The sequence below is a fragment of the Paenibacillus sinopodophylli genome (assembly GCF_005930355.1).
GTDB lineage: Bacteria > Bacillota > Bacilli > Paenibacillales > Paenibacillaceae > Pristimantibacillus > Pristimantibacillus sinopodophylli.
Map to the genome: position 1 here is coordinate 67,890 of NZ_VDBO01000006.1, position 23,368 is coordinate 91,257.

The 23,368-nt window shown below is 45.6% G+C and carries 26 protein-coding genes and 1 other annotated feature; of the genes, 17 read left to right on the plus strand and 9 right to left on the minus strand.

All coding sequences use genetic code 11. The features are described 5' to 3' along the window. The first annotated feature begins 4 nt into the window (after positions 1-4). From yicI to FGT79_RS20590, 9 genes are all read left to right on the plus strand, one after another. Positions 5-2,326 (plus strand): alpha-xylosidase, encoded by a 2,322-nt coding sequence (gene yicI / locus FGT79_RS20550; RefSeq protein WP_138754712.1) that lies wholly within the window; start codon positions 5-7, stop codon positions 2,324-2,326. 304 nt (positions 2,327-2,630) lie between these two features. Beyond that, positions 2,631-3,398, plus strand: a complete 768-nt coding sequence (locus tag FGT79_RS20555) for a sugar phosphate isomerase/epimerase family protein (RefSeq protein ID WP_138754713.1) — start codon at positions 2,631-2,633, stop codon at positions 3,396-3,398. Between the two features lie 35 nt (positions 3,399-3,433). Further along, on the plus strand, positions 3,434-4,456 hold the full coding sequence (locus FGT79_RS20560) for a Gfo/Idh/MocA family protein (RefSeq protein WP_138754714.1): 1,023 nt from the start codon (positions 3,434-3,436) through the stop codon (positions 4,454-4,456). A 217-nt stretch (positions 4,457-4,673) separates the two neighbouring features. After that, positions 4,674-4,994, plus strand: coding sequence for a PadR family transcriptional regulator (locus tag FGT79_RS20565; protein ID WP_138754715.1), 321 nt, complete (start codon positions 4,674-4,676; stop codon positions 4,992-4,994). After that, entirely contained in the window at positions 4,991-5,548 is a 558-nt protein-coding gene (locus tag FGT79_RS20570; RefSeq protein WP_138754716.1) for an HAAS signaling domain-containing protein, read from the plus strand. The genes FGT79_RS20565 and FGT79_RS20570 overlap by 4 nt, the downstream gene beginning before the upstream one ends. Further along, positions 5,545-6,381, plus strand: a complete 837-nt coding sequence (locus FGT79_RS20575) for a DUF4097 family beta strand repeat-containing protein (RefSeq protein WP_138754717.1) — start codon at positions 5,545-5,547, stop codon at positions 6,379-6,381. The genes FGT79_RS20570 and FGT79_RS20575 overlap by 4 nt, the downstream gene beginning before the upstream one ends. A 133-nt stretch (positions 6,382-6,514) precedes the next feature. Continuing rightward, complete coding sequence (locus tag FGT79_RS20580; RefSeq protein ID WP_246096536.1) at positions 6,515-7,201, plus strand: peptidoglycan recognition protein family protein; 687 nt, start codon at positions 6,515-6,517, stop codon at positions 7,199-7,201. A 233-nt stretch (positions 7,202-7,434) separates the two neighbouring features. Continuing rightward, entirely contained in the window at positions 7,435-8,223 is a 789-nt protein-coding gene (locus tag FGT79_RS20585) for a CAP domain-containing protein (RefSeq protein ID WP_138754719.1), read from the plus strand. A 132-nt stretch (positions 8,224-8,355) separates the two neighbouring features. Beyond that, entirely contained in the window at positions 8,356-9,012 is a 657-nt protein-coding gene (locus FGT79_RS20590; protein ID WP_138754720.1) for a 3D domain-containing protein, read from the plus strand. Between the two features lie 46 nt (positions 9,013-9,058). Here the strand turns inward: FGT79_RS20590 and FGT79_RS20595 are convergent, their stop codons facing one another. Next, positions 9,059-9,883 (minus strand): polysaccharide deacetylase family protein, encoded by an 825-nt coding sequence (locus FGT79_RS20595; RefSeq protein WP_138754721.1) that lies wholly within the window; start codon positions 9,881-9,883, stop codon positions 9,059-9,061. A 146-nt stretch (positions 9,884-10,029) separates the two neighbouring features. Between FGT79_RS20595 and FGT79_RS20600 the strand changes: the two genes are divergently transcribed. Next, positions 10,030-10,923, plus strand: coding sequence for a fumarylacetoacetate hydrolase family protein (locus FGT79_RS20600; protein ID WP_138754722.1), 894 nt, complete (start codon positions 10,030-10,032; stop codon positions 10,921-10,923). Between the two features lie 77 nt (positions 10,924-11,000). Then, a complete protein-coding gene (locus FGT79_RS20605) occupies positions 11,001-11,807 on the plus strand; it encodes a (2Fe-2S)-binding protein (protein ID WP_246096522.1) in 807 nt (268 codons plus the stop codon). A gap of 64 nt (positions 11,808-11,871) precedes the next feature. On the opposite strand, the gene FGT79_RS20610 is transcribed toward FGT79_RS20605, so the two are convergent. Then, positions 11,872-13,137 carry a methyl-accepting chemotaxis protein gene (locus tag FGT79_RS20610; RefSeq protein ID WP_138754723.1) on the minus strand — a complete coding sequence of 422 codons (1,266 nt, stop codon included), beginning with the start codon at positions 13,135-13,137 and terminating at the stop codon, positions 11,872-11,874. Between the two features lie 516 nt (positions 13,138-13,653). Between FGT79_RS20610 and FGT79_RS20615 the strand changes: the two genes are divergently transcribed. Next, a complete protein-coding gene (locus tag FGT79_RS20615; protein ID WP_138754724.1) occupies positions 13,654-14,073 on the plus strand; it encodes an O-methyltransferase in 420 nt (139 codons plus the stop codon). Between the two features lie 36 nt (positions 14,074-14,109). Here the strand turns inward: FGT79_RS20615 and FGT79_RS20620 are convergent, their stop codons facing one another. Further along, positions 14,110-15,030, minus strand: a complete 921-nt coding sequence (locus FGT79_RS20620) for a TIGR03943 family putative permease subunit (protein ID WP_246096523.1) — start codon at positions 15,028-15,030, stop codon at positions 14,110-14,112. Further along, positions 15,027-16,046: a permease gene (locus FGT79_RS20625; protein ID WP_138754726.1), complete on the minus strand. Its 1,020-nt coding sequence runs from the start codon at positions 16,044-16,046 to the stop codon at positions 15,027-15,029. The genes FGT79_RS20620 and FGT79_RS20625 overlap by 4 nt, the downstream gene beginning before the upstream one ends. 121 nt (positions 16,047-16,167) lie before the next feature. Then, positions 16,168-16,426: a binding site (T-box leader), on the plus strand. A gap of 125 nt (positions 16,427-16,551) precedes the next feature. On the opposite strand from FGT79_RS20625, the gene trpS reads away from it, so the two are divergent. Continuing rightward, positions 16,552-17,541: a tryptophan--tRNA ligase gene (gene trpS, locus FGT79_RS20630; RefSeq protein WP_138754727.1), complete on the plus strand. Its 990-nt coding sequence runs from the start codon at positions 16,552-16,554 to the stop codon at positions 17,539-17,541. A 34-nt stretch (positions 17,542-17,575) separates the two neighbouring features. On the opposite strand, the gene FGT79_RS31290 is transcribed toward trpS, so the two are convergent. After that, positions 17,576-17,752, minus strand: coding sequence for a DUF5325 family protein (locus FGT79_RS31290; protein WP_171056349.1), 177 nt, complete (start codon positions 17,750-17,752; stop codon positions 17,576-17,578). A gap of 134 nt (positions 17,753-17,886) precedes the next feature. Here FGT79_RS31290 and FGT79_RS20635 point away from each other — a divergent pair, with 134 nt between their 5' ends. Beyond that, on the plus strand, positions 17,887-18,102 hold the full coding sequence (locus FGT79_RS20635) for an alpha/beta-type small acid-soluble spore protein (protein WP_138754728.1): 216 nt from the start codon (positions 17,887-17,889) through the stop codon (positions 18,100-18,102). Positions 18,103-18,387: 285 nt separating this feature from the next. Here the strand turns inward: FGT79_RS20635 and FGT79_RS20640 are convergent, their stop codons facing one another. Further along, on the minus strand, positions 18,388-19,374 hold the full coding sequence (locus tag FGT79_RS20640; RefSeq protein ID WP_138754729.1) for a metal-dependent hydrolase: 987 nt from the start codon (positions 19,372-19,374) through the stop codon (positions 18,388-18,390). Between the two features lie 186 nt (positions 19,375-19,560). Here FGT79_RS20640 and FGT79_RS20645 point away from each other — a divergent pair, with 186 nt between their 5' ends. After that, the gene (locus tag FGT79_RS20645; RefSeq protein ID WP_138754730.1) at positions 19,561-19,878 is read left to right on the plus strand and encodes a hypothetical protein; all 318 of its coding nucleotides are present in this window, start codon (positions 19,561-19,563) and stop codon (positions 19,876-19,878) included. Here the strand turns inward: FGT79_RS20645 and gerQ are convergent. Both gerQ and FGT79_RS20655 read right to left on the minus strand, forming a co-directional pair. Beyond that, positions 19,868-20,422, minus strand: coding sequence for a spore coat protein GerQ (gerQ, locus tag FGT79_RS20650; RefSeq protein ID WP_138754731.1), 555 nt, complete (start codon positions 20,420-20,422; stop codon positions 19,868-19,870). The two genes, FGT79_RS20645 and gerQ, sit on opposite strands and share 11 nt — an antisense overlap. A 36-nt stretch (positions 20,423-20,458) precedes the next feature. Beyond that, a complete protein-coding gene (locus FGT79_RS20655) occupies positions 20,459-20,881 on the minus strand; it encodes a cell wall hydrolase (protein ID WP_138754866.1) in 423 nt (140 codons plus the stop codon). A 235-nt stretch (positions 20,882-21,116) separates the two neighbouring features. Between FGT79_RS20655 and cyoE the strand changes: the two genes are divergently transcribed. Beyond that, positions 21,117-21,995, plus strand: coding sequence for a heme o synthase (gene cyoE, locus FGT79_RS20660; RefSeq protein ID WP_138754732.1), 879 nt, complete (start codon positions 21,117-21,119; stop codon positions 21,993-21,995). Positions 21,996-22,028: 33 nt separating this feature from the next. Next, positions 22,029-22,628, plus strand: coding sequence for an SCO family protein (locus tag FGT79_RS20665; protein WP_246096537.1), 600 nt, complete (start codon positions 22,029-22,031; stop codon positions 22,626-22,628). Here FGT79_RS20665 and FGT79_RS20670 read toward each other — a convergent pair. After that, positions 22,625-22,996 carry a toprim domain-containing protein gene (locus FGT79_RS20670; protein ID WP_138754734.1) on the minus strand — a complete coding sequence of 124 codons (372 nt, stop codon included), beginning with the start codon at positions 22,994-22,996 and terminating at the stop codon, positions 22,625-22,627. The genes FGT79_RS20665 and FGT79_RS20670 overlap by 4 nt on opposite strands. Between the last annotated feature and the right edge of the window lie 372 nt (positions 22,997-23,368).

Consider the following 23,368-nt stretch of genomic DNA (forward strand, 5'->3'; position numbering starts at 1 on the left):
GTCCATGAAATTTACAGACGGCAACTGGCTCATTCGTGATGAATACAAAGTATTAGGAGCAGTGCAAGTTCATGATTTTGAGCAAAATGATGGCAAACTAACGGCTTATGCCTCCCCTCAGCCAATCGTAACACGGTCCAACATGCTGGATACGATGCTGCTTACGGTTCATTTCCATTCCCCGCTTCCAGGTGTTATAGGCGTTAAGCTTGTGCATCATGCGGGCGTTAGAGAGCGCGGACCCGTATTTGAGCTTTCCTCGCAAACAGGCAATCATGTTGTAATTGAAGAAAACGAAAAAGAAGCTATTCTAACGAGCGGAAGTCTGAGCGTTCATATTCGCAAAGGTCCAGAATGGGCAGTTGATTTCTATCGCGGCGGCGAGCGAATTACCGGCAGCACGCAGAAATCAATGGCTTATATTAAAGAAGATAACGGCAATACCTTTATGCGTGAAGAGCTTGATATAGGTGTTGGCGAGTGGGTTTATGGTCTTGGGGAGCGCTTCACGCCATTCGTAAGAAATGGTCAAGTTGTAGATTTGTGGAATAAGGACGGCGGCACAAGCTCTGAGCAATCGTACAAAAACATTCCTTTCTACATTACAAACAAAGGATATGGTGTATTTGTTAATCATCCTGAGCTTGTATCATTCGAGATTGCATCGGAGAAAGTAAAGAAAGCACAATTCAGTGTTGCCGGCGAATCGCTGGAGTATTTCGTCATCGACGGCCCGAGCATGAAGGAAGTATTGGGCAAATATACGAACTTGACTGGTAAGCCTTCTCTTCCGCCAGCTTGGACGTTCGGTCTGTGGCTAACGACTTCATTCACGACTAACTATGATGAAGCCACGGTGAATTCATTCGTAGATGGTATGGCTGAGCGCGACTTGCCACTGCATGTCTTCCACTTCGACTGTTTCTGGATGCGCGAATTCCACTGGACGGATTTCAAATGGGATGAGCGCGTTTTCCCGGATCCTGTTGGTATGCTTTCCCGTTTGAAAGAAAAAGGGCTTAAAATTTGCGTATGGATTAATCCTTACATCGCACAGCGCTCCCGTTTGTTCGCAGAAGGCAAGGAGCATGGCTATTTAGTGAAGAAGCCAAACGGCGATGTATGGCAATGGGATCTGTGGCAGCCAGGAATGGCACTCGTTGATTTCACGAACCCGGCTGCATGCGAGTGGTATGCAAGCTACCTGCGCGAGCTTGTTGATATGGGCGTTGACAGCTTCAAAACAGACTTTGGCGAGCGTATCCCAACGGATGTAGCGTATTTCGACGGTTCTGATCCGATGAAAATGCACAACTATTACACGCAGCTTTACAACAAAGTCGTATTTGAAGTACTTGAAGAAAAGCTTGGCAAAAACGAAGCGGCATTGTTCGCCCGTTCAGCTACGGCTGGCGGACAGAAATTCCCTGTCCACTGGGGCGGCGATTGCTACGCGGATTATGAGTCCATGGCGGAGAGCCTTCGCGGCGGTCTATCATTAGGTATTTCTGGATTTGGTTTCTGGAGCCATGATATTGGCGGCTTCGAGAACACCGCTCCTGATCATGTATTCAAGCGCTGGCTTGCTTTCGGCTTGCTGTCCAGCCACAGCCGTCTGCACGGAAGCAAATCGTATCGGGTGCCTTGGGCTTACGATACAGAAGCCGTTGACGTAACTCGCTTCTTTACAAAGCTGAAATGCCGCATTATGCCTTACTTATTCAATACGGCAGTTCAAGCAACGGAGCAGGGCTTGCCCTCAATGCGTGCGATGGTGCTGGAATTCCCAGAAGATCCGACGACGGAAGTACTTGATCGACAATATATGCTTGGCGATTCCATATTGGTAGCTCCGATCTTCAATGAGCAGGGCAATGTCACTTATTATTTGCCAGCAGGCAAATGGACGCATTTGCTCTCCGGAGAAATCGTAGAGGGCGGTTCGTGGCGCAAGGAGAAATACGACTTCTTCAGCCTTCCGCTATTCGTTCGTCCGAACTCGATCATTGCGCTTGGCGCAAATGACGTTCGTCCTGATTATGACTATGCTGACGGCGTAGCGCTGCAGCTTCATAATCTGGAAGATGGCGTAACGGCATCCACGATCGTTCGTGATGTTAAGGGTGCAACAGAGCTTACCGTATCGGCAAGCCGTCAAGGCGGGGCGATATCCGTTCAAGTGGATGGCAGCGGCAAACCGTTCTCGTTTGAGCTGAAAGGTCTTGGCGACATTGTTTCCGTAGACGGCGTTTCGGCTGAAGTGGATGGAAGCTTACTGAAATTGGCTGCTGGTTCTAAGCAACTGACATTTACAATCAACATCTAAAGAATAATGAAGCAGCTCTGTTATTGTCCGTAATGGACATGCCGAGCTGCTTCTCTTTTTTTTCAAATATAGGAAAGCATATGATCTCGCCATCCTTTCTCTATATTTCCGGAATGTAGCACTCTGCGCCGCCAGAGGACGGCGACAGCTGTTTTTTCTTCATTAGTCATACAAGCATTCACCAAAATAGCATAAGAAAAGGTTACTAAAATAGCTGTTTTTCGCAAGCAACTGTCGATATAATGAAAGTCGGAAAGCAAAATCAAATATATAAAACTAAAAGATACAAGGGAGTGCAACTCACATGACACGAATGAATGTTGGTTTGCAATTGTACACCGTACGGGATGCTACGGCACAGGATTTCGAAGGAACACTTCGCCAAATTGCGGCTATGGGTTACGAAGGCGTGGAGTTTGCGGGCTACGGCGACATTAAAGCTGAAGCGATGCGCGATTTGCTGCAAGAGCTGAACTTGAAAGCAATCGGGAGCCATATTGGCTTGCATCTTCTAGAAGAACGCCTTGATGAAGAAATCGCGTACCTTCAAACGATTGGCGCTAAATATGCAATATGTCCGTGGCTTCCAGCTGATGCACGCGATACGGATGCATGGCGCAATCATTTGGTGAAATTCGAGGAGTATGGAAAGCGTTTCCGTGATGCAGGCATTTCATTTGCTTATCATAATCACGAATTCGAATTTGAAGTTGAAATTGACGGTCAAATCGTATTTGATGCGTTGTACGAGCGTATTGACGCACAATACCTAAAGGTTGAAATGGATATCGGCTGGGTGCAATATTCAGGCGTTGATCCACTTGCTTATATTGCGAAATATGCGGGTCGTTTGCCGCTTCTGCATCTGAAGGATTTCCGTGCAGGCGAGAAGGGGCAGCAGATTGATACTGTCGAGCTTGGCCGCGGCGATCTGCCGCTTCTAGACATTATCGATGCTGCATCGAAGGCATCTGTAGAATGGTTGATTGTTGAACAGGATACATGTGCGAATCCACCGCTTGAAGCTGTTGCAGAAAGTATGGAATGGTTGAAAAAGAACTATCTAAACTAGTAATTTAACTTCACAATGAATAGGGGAAACTATCCATGTCTAAAGTACGCGTAGCAGTTATAGGTTGCGGTTCCATTTCGAAATATCGTCATGTTCCGGAATATGCGGCTCATGAGAACGTAGAGCTTGTCGCTTTCGTTGATCCAATCATCGAGCGCGCCGAATATTTCGTTAATCTTCATGGCGGCAAAGCATTCGCAGATTATGAAACGATGCTTGCTGAGATCAAGCCAGATGCAGTAAGTGTCTGTACGCCGAACGCCTTGCATGCTTCGATGTCGATTACAGCAGCTAATGCCGGTGCACATGTGCTGGTAGAGAAGCCGATGGCCGTAACAGATGAAGAAGCAGAAGCGATGATTGAAGCGGCTAAGAAAAACGACGTGCATCTGATGGTTGGTCACAACCAACGCTTCATGCCGCCACATGTAAAGGCTAAGCAGGTATTGCAATCTGGTATTCTTGGAAAAGTACTTACATTCCGTACTTCCTTCGGTCACCCTGGGCCGGATGCTTGGAGTATCGATGGTGCTGAAAGCTGGTTCTTCCGCAAGCCGGAAGCGATCATGGGTGCTATGGGCGATCTAGGCGTTCACAAATCCGATCTTATCCGCTGGATGCTGGACGATGAAGTGTCAGAGGTTGCTGGTTTTGTAGGCACGCTGGATAAAAAAGATACAGAGGTTGACGATAACGCTTCTTGCTTGCTTCGAATGAAAAGCGGCGCAATCGGTACGCTTGTAGCTAGCTGGACGTACTACAAAGGCGAGGATAACAGTACGATTCTATGGTGTGAGAACGGTGTAATGAAAATCGGTACGCATCATGATGATCAAGTTATCGTTGAGCTTCGCAACGGAACGATCGAGAAGCATAAGGTTGGCGCGATCTCGACTAACGATAAACAAGAATCAAGCGGTGTTGTAAATGCATTCCTTGAGAGCATTCTGACGAACACAACACCAGCGGTTAGCGGCGAAGACGGTCGTGCTTCCTTGAAAGTTATTTTGTGCGCATTCGAATCACAAGCTACAGGGAAATTCATCAGCGTAAACTAATACGTATACAATACCTCCATCAATTGGGCGAAAGCTTAGCTGCTGGAGGTATTCTTTTTTGAACACTATCTTGCAATGTAGAATAGCATGTGTTAAATTGGAAAAAGAACAAAACACCACATTCAGCTATGCTGCATTAATGAATAGTAAGTTATGTTACATAATTGCGATTCTTTTGAACCAAGGCAGCTCAAACTTCGCTTATGGAGGACAAGGAATGAACATTCAATTTAAGAAGGGCGTGCTCGAGATATGCGTCCTAGTCTTGGCAACAAGAGGCGACCGTTATGGATACGAGCTTGCAGTCAAAATATCCGAGAAATTCGAGGTAGCTGTTGGCAGTGTATATCCTTTGCTCAGCAGACTGACTCAAGATGGTTACTTCTCGACCTATTTGAAGGAATCTAATGAAGGACCTCCGCGCAAGTATTACCAGCTCACACAAGAGGGCTGGAGCCATATGCGCAGACTCATTGCCGAGTGGGAGAGCTTCACGAAATCCGTTAATGAAATTGTAGAGGAAGGTTTGAAGCCATGACGACGAGAGATCGGTATATGTTAGAACTAGAAGGTATGCTGAGTGTCATTCCTGAGGTGCAGCGCAAGGAGTGGTTATACGATTATTATATTCACTTCCAGCAGGCAGTGGAGAATGGACAGAGTGAAGAAGATGCTGCACTTGAACTTGGTGATCCCAAATTAATTGCCAATGAAATATTGCTCAGCTATCGAGTAGGCCAAGCCGAGAAGACAGGCAGCTTCGGTAAGCTGTCCAAGGCAGTGTTTGCAACAGTAAGCTTGGGCTTGTTCAATGTCATTTTCATATTAGGGCCTTATCTAGCTCTTGCGGCTGTCATCCTAGCATTGTGGGCATCAGCTGCAGCAGTCGCTTTATCCGGCGTCGCGGTCATTATAGAGAGCGTATGGAATGATACATTCAGCCTTGCACAAGCTTTCACGGTATGCCTGATTACGAGCGCGATTGCCTTACTGCTCTTCATTGGCTTAAAGTCACTAACGACTTCTTTCTACAAATTGACGTTGAAATATTTGAAATTCAGTACACGAATCGTAAAGGGGAATAACAAATGAAGAAGCTGGCAGCTATTGCACTAATTATGCTTGGAATCGGAGTGCTTTGTGCGTTTTTTGTTTTTAACGAAAATGATTTAGTGAAGTTCAAAGGAGATGCCTATTCAGATGAACGTACGGTGGATGCATCTAATATTCAGTCTATCCGTGCAGAGACGGATACCTTTGACATTACATTCGTACCTGGCAGCTCGCAAGAAGTTCGGGTTAAGCTCGAAGGCAATATTAGCAAGAAGCTAAAGGAGAAAATTATTTTCACAGCGGAAACGAAAGGCGATACGCTTCATATTGTCGGTGATACTAGAAACGGAATCCAGTTTGGCATCTCGATTGTGGATTTGAATATGATCGTGGAATTGCCAGAGAAGCTGTGGGATCGTTTCGATGTTGAAACGGATACAGGAAATATTGTCATTGATCAGCTAAAAGGAAACAAGCTGGAGCTGTCCACAGATACGGGTAAGATCAAGGTGTCCAATTATGTCTTTCAGGATGTGAATTTCGAAACGGATACAGGCAGTGCAACCTTTACCGATGGTGAAGGCATGTTGACAGGCGAGAGTGATACAGGCAATGTAAGTATTGAAACGGCGGAGCTGCAGCACGATACGACGGTCTCAACAGATACAGGAAATATAACAATTAATGTAGATAAGCAGCCAGAGTCGGCTGCGATTAAAATTAAAAAACAAACCGGACGAAGCACAATAGAATGGTCAGGTCTTGAGACGACAAAGGAATCAGGTCGAACAGTCGATCGTAAAATTGGTGCCGGTGATATTAAAATCAATTTAGAATCCGATACGGGCAACATTAAGCTTGGCAACAGATAAAAGCACAACTAACACTTAGCAGGCTATGGATGAATTTGTCCATAGCCTGCTTTTTATAGTTGCTTGCCGTTTCATGTACAAGTTAGCAGCATATGCTATAGCTAACGATATACCGAAAGGAAGCGATGCAGTGATGGTTGTGGAACGCAAAAACTTCCGTAGGTTTACTTATGCGGAGTATGTGGAATATTTAAAGCCGTTTAGGACGAATGTGAAATTCTCGCAGGTGCATGTACATGGAACGTGGAAGCCCACGATTGCCGATTATCGCAGAGCGACGGATAAAATGAAAATCATTCAAGCGATGTGGCGGTTTCATGCAATCACGCAGAATTGGGGAGATATCGCTCAACATGCGACCATTGATCCTGACGGCTATATATGGGAAGGGCGTTCGCTGTTAATAGCGCCTGCGTCAGCTGTCGGCTTTAATAATTCAGACAATGATGGGATTCATCCGTTTATGTTCGAAATGATTGGGAATTTCGATGTAGGTGCAGAGAAGCTGGAAGGAGCTCAGCTTGCAACAGCAGTTAAGCTTACAAGCCATATCGCTAAGGAGTGGAAGCTGCCGGAAGCCCAAATTAAATTCCATCGTGAGATGAATGCAGGGAAGACATGCCCGGGAAGCTCAGTTAACAAAGCGTCGTTTCTAGAGCTTGTTCGTGATTGGAGGGATGTCGATATGAACGCTGTCGATGCGAACAAAATTATATCCACTTGGCTGTCTCCTGCTTGGTTTGCAGCAGCCTCAAAAGCGGAGCGGGATGAGATTCACCGGTTGGCAAATGAGCTGCGAAAAGCGAGTGGTCAGCTATAAAATACAGTGAAATAGGCCAATGAGCATATTCTCATAAAGCTGTAGCCGCGCTGTTTTGCACATCATTTTCATGCTATTTCCAGTTTTTGTGTCATGAAACAGCGAAAACCCCATGGTAAGATAAGTGGCGTCGGGAAGAACGATGCACAAACAAAACGAACACGCAGCTTAGAAAAGCATCAAGCGCGAGTCGCTTTTGTATAAAAAACTTATCTTACTAGGAGGAATTATTCATGAAGATGCAACCCATTCGCATAGGTGTCGCAGGTATAATCGCAGCAACAGTAATTGGCGCAGGATTTACAGCTCCATCAGCAAGTGCAGCACCCGTTGTGAAAACATACTCCAACACGCAGACGATTACGATCAGCCAAGAAACGATTAAGCAGATCGCAGATAGATATGGAGTAGACATAAGCAAGCTGTTTAATGGCAGTGTCATTCAGTGGCCGACAACGGACGGCACAACTGGAACGACTAAGCCAAGCACAGGAACTGGAAGCGGCACGGTAACGAAGCCAAGTACAGGAACTGGGAGCGGTACGGTAACGAAACCTAGCACAGGCACAGGCAATACGACTGGGGGCAGCACAGGTAGTGGCTCTACGACAGGGAACACCGGCTCTGGCAGCACAGATTCAGGGGCAGCGAGCTTGAGCGCGATTCAGTCGCAAGTGATTGCACTCGTTAACCAAGAGCGTGCGAAAGCAGGCCTAGCCGCTTTGAAAAGCGACGCTTTGCTCACGAAAGTGGCAACTGAGAAAGCAAGAGACATGGATGTGAACAATTACTTCAGCCATACATCGCCGACCTACGGCTCACCTTTTGATATGATGCGTTCTTACGGAGTAACTTATTCCTATGCAGGTGAGAATATTGCTTCTGGTCAGAAGACACCGCAAGATGTTATGACCGCTTGGATGAACAGTGCTGGACATAAAGCGAATATTCTAAGCCAGAACTTCACCAAAATTGGTGTCGGGTATGTAAACGGTGAATGGGTACAAATGTTCATTGGCTAACTAATGTTAACTCAAGAGTTTTAAGTTGGAAAGTGGAGCACTTCGTTAAGGGCGCTTGCCGCCCTTAACGTTATTTATAAATAACGCTCTCGAAGTTGTGAAACTTCGGGGACGCACAGGAGGATTTACCGCATGCTTAAAAGAAGTACTTTAGCAGCAGCCGTTATTGGATTATCCGTTATGATGGCCGCAGGAACGGTGGATGCAGCTTCAAAAACACATACAACGAGTGACAATGATACATTCTGGAAGCTCTCCAAGCAATATGGCGTATCCGTAAATGAATTGATCGATGCGAATCCAAAGGTTAATCCGCTTAACCTATACAAAGGTTTGAAACTCAGTATTCCAGTTGCTTCTAAGAAAGCTGAGGCAGCAGCGCCTGCGGCAGACAAGAAAGCAGCCATGAAAGCAATGGCAGATACTTCTGCACAGACGATTACTGCTACAAACGGAGTAGAATACGCTTACTCTAAAGCGTTAAGTGTACAAGCTACGGCCTATACAGCTGCTGCTGCGGAGAATGGCAAATGGGGAGCAGTCGATTATTTTGGCGATAAGCTGAAGGTAGGCACGATTGCGGTTGATCCGAAAATGATTCCGCTTGGCACAAAGCTATACGTAACGGGCTATGATTACAACGGGCTTCCGCAGGGCGGCATGATAGCTACTGCAACAGACATTGGGGGCTCAATCAAGGGCAACCGAATTGATATTTTCGTACCTGGGGTAACAAGCCAAGCGATGTCATTTGGCTTTCAAGACGTAAAAGTATTCATTCTTGAATAATAGGATTAACCAAACAGCAGCCCTTCACTTGAGGGCTGCTGTTTGGTTATCGCGCGGCAGGCTGTCCGATAAGCTCTGGCAAGGTCACAAGCTCATACCCTTTGCTGCGCAGCAGGGTGATAAGCTTAGGCAAGGCATTCACCGTTCCATATAAATTTTGATTTGCTCCTCCGCCTGCATGCTGAAGAATAATTGACCCGGGCTGAAGTGTTTTTTTTATGTTTTGCATGATCAAAGCACTGCTTGGGTTATTTTTCCAATCTACGGAATCGACATCCCAGTTGACGATGGAGAAGCCCGCGTACTTGCTCCATTTGACCTGCTGAGGAAGCATTTCGCCATAAGGTGGGCGTATGAAATGCGGTGAATAACCGATGATTTGGCGTATAATCTCATCTGCTTGCCATATCTGATTCTGGTAACCTGAAAGTTGAAGCGTTGACAACAAGGCATGATCATAAGAGTGGTTGCCAATAACATGTCCTTCATTATGTATTCGTTTCACAATTGCAGGGTATTTGGCTGCGCGGTTTCCGACAATGAAAAAGGTGGCGCAAACATTGTGCTTAGCTAATATCTCTAATATTAGCGGTGTATATTTGGAATCAGGAGCATCGTCAAAGGTAAGGGCGACACGTTTGGAATGGCGAGGCCCATTCAATAGAAACGTATTCGGAAACTGCTTGTGAAGCTTGACCCATGACATAGAGTCTACGCGACGTTTTTTATTCGTTTTCTGGGGATGATAGGTTATCGTTTGGCTGCTATTGGTTGAGTAAAGATTAGAATCAATCGATGCGCCGAGGATCAGTAAACTGAGTAAAGCAACCCCAGCAGCAGGTATCCATTTTAGTAAATGATTTTTGTGCATATTAGACCTTCCCCGCAATCGAGTGTAAATTAACTGTGCCGCTATTTTACCCATGAGCGAAGCTTTCATGCACTTTACAAGGAAATACCAGGAGCTTAAGATGAAATAAGATGTTGGCTCACGAATGATGAAGGAGGAATCCGATTATGAGATTATTGCAATTCAAGCAAGATGATGAAGTAAGATTAGGGTTGAAGACGGAGGCAGGCATTATTGATGTGAAAGCGGCAGCCGTGTCGCTCGGTTTGTCAGCTCCGGCATATATGGAATCCGTTATCGAGGGCGGAGCTGCTGCGAAAGCGCAGCTGGCGGCGCTGCATACAGCTATATTAAGCGAGGCTAACCGACCCTATTTCTTGGATGAAGAGAGCATTCAGTTTGCCCCCGTTGTTAACCGGCCTCAAAAAATAATATGCGTGGGTTTGAACTACCGAAAACACGCTGAAGAAACGAAATCAGAAATCCCAGCCTCTCCTATTCTGTTTAATAAGTTTGCTAATGCTTTAAGTGCCCATGGAGATTCTGTCGAGATCCCCCTCACAAGCAATGAGGTGGATTACGAGGCAGAGCTGGCCATCATTATCGGAAAGACAGCCAAAAATATTGAGGAAGACGATGCGCTGGACTATGTGTTTGGCTACAGCTGTGCTAATGATTTATCGGCACGCAACTTGCAGCGGCGTACATCCCAATGGATGCTGGGGAAAAGCTGTGATGGCTTTGCCCCGGTTGGGCCGTATATTGTGACCTCGGATGAAGTAGTCGATCCAGACAACCTTCATATATCTTGCAGCGTGAACGGTGTAGTAAAACAGAGTTCAAGCACAGCGGATATGATTTTTTCATGCCGCACCATTATTAGTTACATATCCAAGCATATGACACTTTTGCCCGGCGATTTGATTTTAACAGGTACACCGGAAGGGGTAGTTATTGGTTATCCGCGGGATTTAAGAGTTTTTTTGCAGCCTGGTGATGTGGTTACGGTAGCGATTGAGCAGCTTGGAGAGCTGACCACCCAAATGACTAATTGTAATTGATAATCATTATCGAGTTTTGTATACTATAAGAATAATGAATCATACTTGCAATTGGGTTTTTATGAGGGGACGGCGTAATGATGGATGAAGCAATGAGGGAGATGCTGGAGAGCAACTTTGATTTATCCTTTACTAAAAAAGAAAAGTTGATTTTTAGCTATCCTGTGACGGAGCTTTTGGATGAGGATAAGATGAAATTCTTTCTGGAACAATACAATCTTCACCTAAAAGGCAATGATCCATCTGTATCGGAGGTATACACAGCGGGATGGTTTACTGGTCCTATGCTAGGTCTGTTGTATATGCTATCCGCATGGGATAAAACATTGGACTTGTCTTTAGAAAACTTAACCGTCCAAATTTATACAGAAGTTTATAACGGACATGAGTATATAGCTTCTAATTTTTTCTTATCTGATGATACATTCGAAGCCGCACCTGAACAAGATGAGGATATTTGGGCAAAGGATAAAATAACGGCGTTTTTCGAGCTCACGGTACTGCCGTTGTATGAATCGGTTGCCAAGGTCGGCACGCTGCAGGTTGGCATGTTATGGGGGCAGCTGCCTACATCCCTTGCTTACGGATATGATCGCCTGATGGGCATGGATGTGAGTAAGCAAGTGAAGCAAAAGGGAGAGCGTTATTTTGAGATCGTAAAGACGTTAGATGCTGGAATCTTCAGTCGGAACAAAAATCCGCTTAGTGTTAGGTTTCGGATGATTGAATCCTTAGACAACCCAGATAAGCAAATGAGGATGAAATCGACATGCTGCTTATATCACCATGTCGAAGGAGGCTATTATTGTTATAGCTGTCCCAAAATGAAAGAAAGCGAGCGCGAGGAGCGTCGCTTAGCGTATAGGGCCAAGCAGCAGGCTTAACGCTGCAAAACGAAAAGACCATGATCGATCTGCTTTCGCAGGTTGATCATGGTCTTTTTGGTGCTTATTTCATCTTAAACACATTAATGGTTCTAAGCAGCTGGGCGGCCATTGTACGCATCCGCTCGGTTTCTTCAACAACTGCCTGTACGGAAGCGATTTGCTCATTCATAGAAGCAGAAACCTGTTCCGTACCTGCTGCGGATTGTTGTGTGATCGCTGAGATATTTTGGATCGCTCCGGAAATTTTACGGGCGCTCTCCAGCATCGCATCGCTTTCTTGGGAGAACACGAATATTTTGTCAGTAATAAATTGGACGCTTTGAACAATTTCGCTAAACACGACCTCGGATTCTTGGATATGCTCGGTCTGAAGCTTAACAACCTCTTCATTTGTTTTCATGTTGCTAATGGTGAGTTTGATTCCTTCGTCGATACTTTTCACAAGATTGAATACTTCTTTAGTAGAAGCAGTCGATTCCTCTGCGAGCTTACGAACTTCTTGGGCGACAACTGCGAAGCCGCGACCATGCTCACCTGCGCGTGCAGCTTCGATGGAAGCATTCAAGGAAAGCAGATTCGTCTGTTCGGCAATATCGGAGATCGTCGTCGTAATGGCACTGATTCCACGAGCTTTGCGAGCGAGCTCTTCAATCGTCGCAGATACCTTCTCTGTTGCTTCTACGTTGCGGCGCATGCCTTCAGCTTGAATATCAAGCGCTTTCATACCTTTGTCAACGAGCTGGAGCGTTTGCTCTGAACGCGTATTCATTTCTTTCGTTGAAGTGGCATAATCTGAAACCTTTTCTTCGATCTCCGTAATGGATTCGCTCATATCCGATACATCCTCGGATATTTCGTTTGCTCCGGTTGCAAGCTCGTTGGCGGAAGCGGCTACCTGCTGCATAGCAATTTGAATATTGTTGTTTTTATCGAATATGCTGTGACTCGTATCGGATACATGACGGATAATGTTTGACGTTTCCGTAAGAATATCTCGAAGCTTGTCTATCATGCTGTTGAAGGAATGACCAAGTTCGCCTAGTGCAGAGGAGGAAGTGGTGTCGATTTTTTGCGTGAAATCTCCCTTGGAAATCCGAAGCGCTGTTCCTTTAATTTCATCGAAGGAATTATTTATCGATTTCTCAATGAAAGAAACGAGCGGGAACGTTACGATTGCCATGATAATTGTGACGATAATGCCTGCAACAACCGAGCCGCCTGATGCGGATAAAACAACAAGCATAATGAGGGCGAACACTGCTAAATTAAAGTAGGAAGTGATCATCAGCTTATTGCGCACAGAAAGCGAATAGTACCATTGGCTCATTATGTAAGCGCTCCTTTTATTATAATTTATCCATATTATAGCACCCGTTGTGAAATTGGTCTATAATTGTCGATTTACAAAATTTTTAAATTTTCAAGCCCCGCATGCGGCTTTTCGGAAAATACCAAATTGATTTTCGGTGTAATAACAATTAGAAAATGATACCATTATCGGTAAACGAAAATTGTTTATGTGAATTTCTGTTAAATAATATTCATTGGTTCTTATAACCTGGTTTCAGGGTTCGTTTACGTAGGGAACAGGTCAAAGCTAATTTTAGTTACGAAAAGATAGTTAATTTGAATCATAATCGACTTCTGAGTTTAGAATTCAAGCTGAGGTTTGTTTTATTGTGTAAAACTTGTACAATAATTCTTAATTAAAAGTCGAAATATATCGGATTATACAATAAAATTATTATTAATATATTGTAAATGATAGAAAAGCACTATATAATATGCAATAAGACCTACATGGAAACTCATACCTAATAAATCATAAAGGAGGATAATTTGTATGCAAACGGATTCGGCATCACTTGCACGCCAAGTAGAATTTGTTTTTCGCCAGCTAGAGGGTGAATTGACTAATGCTACTGCAGGAACGGTATTAATACATATCAGGAATAGTGCTGTTGGTAAGTTTGGGGTTAGGCATCATCCCATTGAGAGCAAGAACGGAAAGTTCGAGATGGAGGACAAGGGGCTGTCTTCCTCTCAAGTACAAGCATTTAAGCAAATGGCAATTGAATCGCTGAAATTTAGGAAGGACTGGACGCATGGCGAGATTTTATACGATTTCTCAGTGCGCTCCACCTCGAACTCTTGGTCAGCCAGTATTTTGTTTGAGTCTAATTACAATATGGCCAATTGGAATTCACGCTATTATCCGAAACGAAATGATTTATGGGATCACAATAGACAGTCACATGAATAAAGGAAAAGAGCTGACGGATACCGTCAGCTCTTTCTTTTAGCCAAAATTAAGATCCGGATATACATATGGCGATTCAGGAGCTTTGACCCTTTCGATCTTGATGGCATCCAGTGTGATAATTTCATTATCCATATAGGTAGACGTCGTTAAGGTTCCTTTCACGGTGACCCATTCATCGTCAACATAGTCGAGCGCCTTAGGCCAGTTGATCATAAGACCATATGGAAGGGCATCTGCTGAGCAGCAATTCATAGCGAAGCGGCTTACGGCAAGCCGTTCCTTGCCCATATCTTCCTCGCGGTAAACAAAACCTGTAATTTCAATTTCTTTTCCGATAAAAGCTTCACGGTATAAATCAAGCGTCGTAAGCGTCTCAATAAATTGTATCTCGGGAACGCTGATTAGCGGCTGCTCATAAAGCTTTTTCCCGTAGGCCGCATGAGTCTCGGTATATTCATCATATGGAAACAGCGCGTCGATGGAGCTTTCTGTGTCCTTGCCACCATCATTTGATGGCGGTGACGCTGAATTTGCAGAATCTTCATCACTCTTCGGTTCAGGTGCAGGCAGGGCAATCGATTCCTTACGCTCGATACCTGCGCTTCCTGAGAGGCTCATTCCTTTTTTGGAAGCAAGCGCGCTGCCAAGCGTTCCTGTAGGGACAAGAAAGCCGAGTACCAATGGGAATACAAATAAGCCGTAAATCAGAACGTTTTTTAGGATGGAAGGAGATGGTTCATGCTCACAGTCGCATGCAAGAGCCTGCTTACCCATTCGTTTCTGCAGTGCGGCATAGATTTGGTAAATAGCTGCAGCATAAAGCCCGAGAGCGGACAGTTTGACGTAAAGCTCCATCCTTGGAGCAATATACAGCACCATTTCACCTGATCGATCCAAGTAGACGATAAACATTGCGAAGCCCGTAAGAATGGCCGCTCTAATTAAATGGTGACTCATAACAGCACCTCCGTAATCCATGCGCCGACAAAGGTAAGCGCAGCCGTTAAAGCAATTAATACCAATACGAATTTCACTCTGAATGTTGTCAGCAGCATTAGCGTGTTCTTGAGGTCAATCATTGGACCGAACACGAGAAAGGCAAGCAATGGCCCGGAATCGAACATTCCACTGAAGGAAGAAGCGATAAAGGCGTCGGATGTAGAACAAATGGACAGTATAAATGCAAATCCCATCATGAACACATAAGAAAATACAGGCTGGTCGGCAAAAGCGGCAAGTGTGCTGCGATCGATGACAGACTGAATCACCGCGGTCAGCAGCGCACCGAAAATTAAATATTTGCCCATTTCGAAAAACTCATCTGACGCATGCGAGAGAATGGAAGCGACTCTGCCTTTGAAGCCGCTGCTATGCGAACCATGGTCATGGCTGTGAGCATGTCCATGGTGGGCCATATGTTGCGACGGTGTCGCTTTGAGTGGACTTCTTTTCATGAATTTGTATAGCAGGAGCCCGACGATGACTGCAATTACGAAGGCAAGTCCCATTCGAGAATAGGCCAATTCAGGCTTCGTGCGAAACGCCGTGAAGGTCGAAACATAAACAATGGGATTAACGATTGGCCCCGCGAGCAAGTAGACGATTCCGATGTAAGCGGGCATGCCTTTGCGAATCAGGCGGCGCACGACTGGAATCATGCCGCATTCACATAATGGAAACAGGATACCAAGCAATGCGCCGAATAGAACACCGGCTATTGGATTTTTGGGCGTAAACTTCTGGATGAGTTCATCGGTTACGAATACTTGGAGTAACGCCGAGAATAGGACGCCGAGCAGAATGAATGGAAAAGCTTCTAATATAATGCTGATAAAAAGAATTTTAAAGGATTGCAGATTGGCAGCGTTGAATAGCTGCGATGGCCATTCACGCTCCGTAACAATCAACGCCAGCATGATCAAGCAGCCGGCGCCAAGCAATGGCGTACCGAACCGGAACAAAAATTTCAACATGATCGATATATCCTCTCTTATTGTAAAGATTACGATTACCAGTATAGCTTATGCTTGAGAATGCTACAATAGGACAACTGTTTTGAAACTTGACTTTAAGGAATTCCTAGGTATAATTTTCTTAAATGCAATGATGGGAATAAGTAAGCATGAATGACTTGCTAACAGAGAGCCGATGGTTGGTGCAAATCGGTGCAAGCTTCGACGCCGAATGGATCCTGGAGCCTATGAACGGAACAGGCAGCAAGCGCTGTTAGTATGTTTGTACGGATGCTCACCGTTATGGAGCAAGAAGGCTTATGGGAATTAACCAGCGCTTGGGTGTAAAGAGAGCGTTCCATAAGCAAATTAGGGTGGCACCACGGTCCCTCGTCCCTTGCGGCGGGGGATTTTTTGCGTTTTTTTAAGTATAGGAATGAAACGCGCCGCCAAAAGATAGCGACAGTCGTTTCACCTTGTAAGCTGGACTCTCCAGTATCTTGAGATGAAAAGGGGAATAAGTAAGATGAAAAAAGTACTTTCCGGCATTCAGCCAAGCGGTCAGCTTACACTCGGAAACTATATCGGTGCGATGCAAAACTTCGTAAAGCTTCAGCATACAGAGGAATGCTTCTTTATGGTCGTAGACCTTCATGCAATCTCGGTACCGCAGGACCCTGCCGCGCTTAGAGAGCAGACGGAGGCGGTAGCTGCTCTGTTTATCGCAGCTGGAATTGATCCGCTCAAGGCGAATGTGTTCGTACAATCACATGTTCGTGCACATGCTGAGCTTGGATGGTTGTTCACGACGCTAGCTAATATGGGCGAGTTGGAGAGAATGACACAGTTCAAGGATAAATCGGCAGGCAAGGATTCGGTTGGAGCAGGTTTATTCGTTTATCCGACGCTGATGGCTGCTGATATTCTAGTCTACAACGCAGACCTAGTGCCTGTTGGTGATGATCAGAAGCAGCATTTGGAGCTCACGCGTGACCTCGCGCATCGTTTTAATACGAGGTTTGGTCAATATTTCACGATTCCAGAGCCATACATTCCTAAGGTGGGCGCACGTGTCATGTCACTTGATGACGCTAGCAAAAAGATGAGCAAGAGTAATCCGAATGTGGGCAGCTATATTGCGCTGCTTGATCCGCCGGCTGTCATCCGCAAGAAAATTAGCAGAGCGACGACTGATTCCGGTCGCGAAGTGAAATTCGATCCTGCGAACAAGCCTGAAATCAGCAATCTGATGAGTATTTATGCCCATTGTGCGAATATAAGCATAGAAGAAATTGAGGCACGTTATGAGGGTCAGGGCTATGGGCCGTTCAAAAAAGATCTCGCGGAGCATGTTGTTTCGGTTATCGAGCCGCTACAAGCTAGATATAATGAAATCCGCAGCTCAGGTGAAATCCATCAGATTCTGAAGCAAGGTGCAGGACGCGCGTCTGTAATTGCAGACCGTACGCTCGCAGATGTGAAGGAACGAATGGGATTCCTTCCTCCTCGCGGCTAAGCCTCTCAAAAAAAACCAAGGCAGACGGTTGTCGTCAGTCTTGGTTTTTTCGGCGTAAGCGGGCTTTTACAATAAACCCGGCACCAACGGTAAATAGGCTAAGCAGGCCAAATAGCAGCACTAACCAGCCATTATAGCTGATTGAGACAGACATAGCGCTCATAAACAAGATAGCAAGCACTGAAAAGAACAAAGAAAGCGGCTTAGACACAGTGATAATCTCTCCTTAACAAATCATCAATATATTTTTGAATGGTTTAGAATAGTTTCCTTAGTAGTGCACATAATAAGTTTGCAAGCTTGCAACTAACATCAAAGTGCAGAGGACGAAAGGAGAAATACATTATGGCAGGAAGCAGAAGCAATCAACTTGTTGTTCCACAAGCAAACCAAGCTATACAACAACTGAAACTTGAGGCAGCACAAGAGCTGGGCGTGCAAATTCCTCAAGATGGCTACTACGGTAATGTCTCGACGCGTGATGCAGGCTCCCTAGGTGGCTACATTACGAAAAAGCTTGTCCAAATTGCTGAGCAACAGCTATCTGGCGGCTCCCGTTAATCGCTTCTAATACACAATGATCAAATGAAGCCCAAGGCTAGCCTTGGGCTTTTTAATGCGGTATGCTTTATTTTATCACAGTAGGTAGCGAGATGCGCTGGTCTTTTTGTGACAAACAAGGTAAAATGACTTCCGCCGTCTGTTGTGGGCGCTGCGCGTTTCATTCCGAGCAATATAGACAAAGGATGGCGAAATCATATCCTTTCCTATATGTTAAAGAAAGCTCCAGCCTTTTAGAGGCGGAGCTTTCTTAATAGAAATGACGGCTTCAGTTGTTTATGTTTTTTAATAGGTGTCCATTCGCAATCTTTTCATCAATCGCTCATCGCTCAGCCAGCCCACATAGGAGCCGATCGTTTCGTCGTTTTTGTTCATAAGCAGCACGCCAACGAATGGATATTGCTTGCGATGGCGATATCTAACATCGCACCACCTCACCTCATAACCCCACTGATGCTCTCGCACATCTGCGCATGCGAAGCTTGTGAAATAGAGAAATGAGCGAATAGCTGGGTCGTTTTTTGATTTGGCAACAGCAGGATGGTCAGAGCATTTCACCCTATCCAGCCATTTCAGCTTGTCATTACGCAAATTGCCGATGACGAATCCACCGTCCTTGGCCTGCTTCACGATATTCCATATTGTGAGAGAAATGGTCGGGATAGCAATATATACGTCTCCGACTTCATATTCGGAGTCGAGCTTCTTCATACGTTGTACGGTGCTCCTAGCCGTTATCGTTCGCCAGACGAAGTATATGGCCAGCAATGCGTACATGAACGGGAATATGAAAGCAGGATTTGCTAAGCCGCCAGCCCAAAGTATAATGGCAATAATATGGGCGGTGAAAATAATCGGATCGAAGATATGGATAATATTCCATGAGATCCACTTGTCAGTGAAAGGCCGCATAGCCTGCGTGCCGTAGGTATTGAATAAATCCGTGAATACATGCACGCATACGGCTAGAAGCACCCATCCTCCTATATGAAGCCAAGGCAGGCTGCCGCGATAAAATAGTTGAAGGATGCCGGTAATCAGCAGTGTCCATATGGCAATTGCCGGCAAAGAGTGGGATATGCCGCGATGATTGCGAACATATACAGCATTTCCTCTTAAACGCAGCAAACCGTCTAGATCGGGCGCTTGTGATCCGATAACGGTGCCCAGCAAGACTGCGGTCTGGACCGTTTGATCACTTGCGATGACGGGATCGATTGCAGCGAGCCCAGCGAGCCCAATGCCCATAACAAGATGTGTTCCAGTGTCCATATCGAATCCTCCCATAATAAATGATTAGGTGTAGTATCGACGGTTCAGGGGAACTTTATCAAAATAGAGATAAGGATATGAATTCGTCATCCATTATCTCTATTTCTTGGAATGTAACGCGCAGCGCAAACAAAAGACGGCGACAGCCGTTTCACCGTGATGTAAGTAAAAGGAGACATGGCGAATATGTATATTTGTTTTGCGGAATATCGTATTTTGGAACATAACCGATCCCAATTCCTCGAATTGACTAAGAAGCTTGTGAAACAGCATGAAAATGAAATGTATTTATATGAAGGAACAGATCAACTCAATCTCTTTGTTGAGGTATGGGCGGCCTCCTCAGTATCTGAAGCAGAACGAATCAAAGAAGAACGCTGCAGCGAGCGTTCCTCTTGGTTTCCCATTTCGTGCTTTATAGATGGTGGGAACGCGAAATTGCATGTGTGGACCTTCAAGCCAGTTCATCTAGACGCTGACAATAGCGATGCGGTTAGCGGCTAGAATTAACGGTACCGAGCGTAGCCATCCCGAGTGGAGTGGACGAGCTTACGACGCTACCTTGAAAAGGATATTCGTAAGCAATAGGCTCATCAAAGGTGACGTAATCCAAATTAAGTGTCAAAAGTAAGTAGCGCATGCCAGTCGTCGGATCACTGATTACGATATGATCGCGTCCGGCTGCTTCAATGACACCTTTGAAAATTTTGGCATTCCATTCCCGGTTATTCTCGTATGTCATATAGAAGGTAGCCATCTTGCCTCTGTTCAGGCGGAGAATGTTCTCTACGTATGATTCTTCGATAGCAGGAAGGGTAACGATATTGCCGCCGGCAGGCGTAACGAATGCACCGCTCGGTACGTTGGGTGGTGCTTGCTGCATTTGAGCCGCCTGTACCTGCATGTTAGTGGGCATCTGTACAGGGAAAGGAGTTGGCTGAGGGCTCATTGGATAGCCATAATGGCCGTACCCGCCGTAGCCATAGCCAGGGTAGGAACCTGTGTTAGCTGGACTTACCTGATTTTTGTAGCCATAACCGTTAGACATGTTGAATTTCCTCACTTTCACACATTAGAAATGGACTTAATAGACGGCAGGACAGTCGCCTTGTGTCGGAACAAAGAAACAATGCTTCTTATATCTTCCGCTGTTGGACTGGTCATACCATGTTCCTGGACAACTGCCTGCAGGGCGGAAAAACCATAATGCGTTAGAAGCGGGATGCTGGCGCTCACCGTTAATGATTCGTTTGGCTAAGCGGATCTCCTTATCGCGCGCGCTTTGGTAGAAGTAGCCCTTTGTCGTTGCTTCAAAACCGCCAGGCCGTTGATTGACCATCTGCGGAATGGAGCGAATGTTTTTGAAGTCCAAACAATTGCCGCGAACGCGATTCACGCCGACATTGCCTACCATCAGCATGCCAAGCTCGCCTTCGCCCTCTGCCTCCGCCCGCATGAGGCGCGCGAGCATCTTCGTATCCTCGGAGTTCGTTTTAATGACTGCCATAGACTGACGGTTCACTTCCCTTCGCCTGCTTTGAGACCGTATGAGCCTCGATTGGAATGGGCATCAAACTACATAGTCAGTGTACTCGGCGCCCACCCAAATGGTTACTAATTTGATTTGTCATTGCGTGGCGAAATGATGAACAAACCCGTCGAACATTGTCACGATACATTTTTTTCGGTATGATTAGAAACGGTTCATCAATGAATGATAGACGCCTTCGGCGTCTTGTCGCATAACTCGGGAGGCTCGCTTCGTGCTGAAAGACTTGATTGCATTAACAAAACCGCGGCTACTTCAACTTAATGTGTTTGCTGCGCTGGGTGGCTTCTTGGTTGCTTCCAAATGGGATATTGATTTCCTATTGCTTATATGGGCGCTTATCGGATCGACATTGACGATTGCGTCAGCCACGGTCATCAACAATTATTGGGATCGTGAGCTTGATTTGAAAATGGAGCGTACCAAAAATCGTGCGCTTCCTACTGGCCGCTTGAAGCCGGGCATGGTACTAAGCTACGGTATTTTGCTTGGCATAGCCGGGCTTGCTATATTGTTCTTGCTTGTAAATCCTCTGTCAGGCTGGCTCGGCATACTGGGATGGTTCGTTTACATCGTGATCTACACGATGTGGCTGAAGAGGACGTCCACTTGGAGCACGTCGGTTGGCGGAATTTCAGGTGCAATGCCGCCAGTAATCGGCTATTGTGCCGTTACGAATGAGGTTGATGCAGGAGCGTGGATTTTATTCGCACTATTGTTTCTATGGCAGCCCGCCCATTTCTGGTCGCTCGCGATTCGCAGAGTGGAGGAATATCGTGAAGCGGGATTCCCGCTATTGCCGGTAGTCAAAGGGATTAAGCGGACAAAGCTGCAAATGATTCCGTACATATTACTGCTAATTCCTACAGTGATACTCTTCTATACGTATGGCTATGTAGGTATTTATTTCTTGATTATCTCGGTACTCGGCGGCTTGTTTTGGCTCATTCACACTCTACGGGGAACGGGTGCGAAGGATACAGAGAAATGGGCAAAAACAAATTTTCTTATCTCTGTCAATTATTTAATGGTTATATTCATCGTTATGATTCTGAATACGACAGGGTCATAATTATTACTGCAGGGAGTGACTATTGTGGAATTTATGAAGAAGCATAGCTTTAAAATAGCGGTACTTGCGCTATGCGCGGCCATGGGTATTTATTTGTTTATAACGTACGGTATGAAGCCTAAGGAGACGCTGCCAGTTCTTCAGGCAGCACCAGCCTTCGAGATGAACGATATCGACGGCAAGCCAGTGTCATTAGAATCAACGAATGGCAAGGCGCGAATCGTGTATTTCTACTTCGCTAATTGCCCGGATGTATGTCCGCCGACAACCTTCCTGCTCTCGCAGGTTCAGGACCAATTGGAAGCGGAAGGAAAGCTCGGCAAGAGCGCGGATATGATCTCGATTACGTTCGATCCGGAGCGTGATACGCCTGATGTGATTCGTGATTTCGCCGGCCGACATTTCGCGGATACGAACAGCTGGCATTTTCTTCGCGGAGATCAAGAGGCCACTACGCTTCAACTCGCGAAAGATTTCGGCGTCGCCGTCATCAAAGAGAAAGATGGCTCTTATACGCATATGAATGTTATAACCATCGTCGATAAGGACGGACAAATACGCAAATGGATGAATGGCAGCTCGGAAGATTTGACAGCTAAGGATATCGTCAATGAACTGAACAAGATTCTCTAGAATTCATCTTTGCTCCAATCGGAAGCGGGACTCAGTGCAGCATAGTTAATATGCGCATCGAGACCCGCTTTTTCTAGTTGTTCAATTAAATATTCGATAGGGGTATGCTCGACGCCAGAATAGCCTTTGCGTGTATAGATGTGCTCGGCGTCGGGGAATACGTCGCGCAGCAGGAAGCGAATCCGCTTGCCGGACGAATCGTTGTCCGTGAATATAAAGACAAGATCATGGCCTACCTGCTTTCGAAGCTTATCAAGCTGATCGGATCCAGGCGTTCCGAAGGTGCAGTAGATGTGTACATGATCGTCAAGAACTCGCTTTAATCTTGCTTTATCGTTTTTGCCTTCTACAATAATGGCTGTTTGCATATGTAATCACCTCGGCAAAGTAAGTTCGAATGATGATGGAGCGATATGCTTAGTTTACCACCATACAGCGAAATTACCGATAGCCTTTTAAAAAGGAAAAGAGCCTGCTGGAAGCAGGCTTTGTTGCAATCTAGGAAAGTATATGGTTTCGGGACAGTTTCTCTATATTTCTCGGAATGAAACGCGCTGCGCCGCCAGTCGATGGCGACAGCCGTTTCAACTTACAAAATTAATACATGCAAGTACATGCGATAATCACGAGCAGAATAAACAGTACAAGAATGATACCGATATTCGAGTGGCCATGGTGTCCACAACCTTGATTCAATCCGCCTACATTTCCAGACATATATGCAGTCACCCCGTTTCTTT